General features: G+C 51.9%; 1 protein-coding gene. It reads left to right on the forward strand.

Annotation, left to right across the window (positions count from 1 at the left end; genetic code table 11):
* Window positions 1-957: helix-hairpin-helix domain-containing protein (locus ACTHUE_RS19355; protein WP_440424208.1), on the forward strand; the 957-nt coding region annotated here is incomplete at its 5' end.
* Window positions 958-1204 lie beyond the last annotated feature (247 nt).

Genomic DNA, 1204 nt, shown 5'->3' on the forward strand with positions numbered 1-1204 from the left:
CAAGACCCGCTCGCCGAGTTGGTCAAAATCGACCCCAAATCCATCGGCGTGGGGCAGTATCAGCACGACGTGAACCAAAGCCAGCTCGCCAAATCGCTGAATGCAGTGGTCGAAGACTGTGTGAACGCCGTCGGCGTGGATGTGAACACCGCCTCCGCCCCGCTCTTGGCGCGGATTTCCGGTTTGAATCAAACCCTTGCCCAAAATATTGTTGCCTACCGCGATGAAAACGGCGCGTTCGACAGCCGCAAAAAATTGCTGAAAGTACCGCGTTTGGGCGAAAAAACCTTCGAGCAGGCAGCAGGCTTTTTGCGGATTAACGGCGGCAAAGAGCCGTTGGACGCGAGCGCCGTCCACCCCGAAGCCTATCCTGTAGTTGCCAAAATGCTGGCGCAACAAGGCATTACCGCCGCCGAACTCATCGGCAACCGCGAGCGCGTGAAGCAAATCAAAGCGTCCGACTTTACCGACGAACGCTTCGGCCTGCCGACCATTCTGGACATCCTGTCCGAGCTGGAAAAACCCGGCCGCGACCCGCGCGGCGAGTTTCAGACGGCCTCATTCGCTGAAGGTATCCATGAAATCAGCGACTTGCAAGTCGGCATGATACTCGAAGGCGTGGTTTCCAACGTTGCCAACTTCGGCGCGTTCGTGGACATCGGCGTCCATCAGGACGGCTTGGTGCACATCTCCGCCCTGTCCAACAAGTTCGTCCAAGACCCGCGTGAAGTGGTGAAAGCCGGCGATGTGGTGAAAGTAAAAGTGCTGGAAGTCGATGCTGCGCGTAAACGCATTGCGCTGACTATGCGGTTGGATGACGAACTGGGTGGCACAGCCAAAGGCAACAGGCCGTCTGAAACCCGACATCAAGAACGCCGCGACCGCAAACCCCAACGCAACGACCGCGCCCCGACCAATTCGGCGATGGCGGATGCGTTTGCGAAGTTGAAGCGGTAAGGTAGAAAACCAATTAAAGGTCGTCTGAAAACTTTTCAGACAACTTTTGCCGGCATTTACAGTTGTAATGATACGTTTGTTTTAGTTAAATTCCGTTTATCTGAAATGGATTGTAGATTTTAGATGTAATGGTATTTTAATCAAAATTACAAGTTGAGTATCTGTTTAGTATTTTGTTATTGTTATGAAAGATTATTGGAAAACAGATATTGTTTTAGACTACTTTTGAATATTGGGTTTGTAACCC

This window comes from Neisseria sp. P0021.S005 (genome assembly GCF_051956955.1).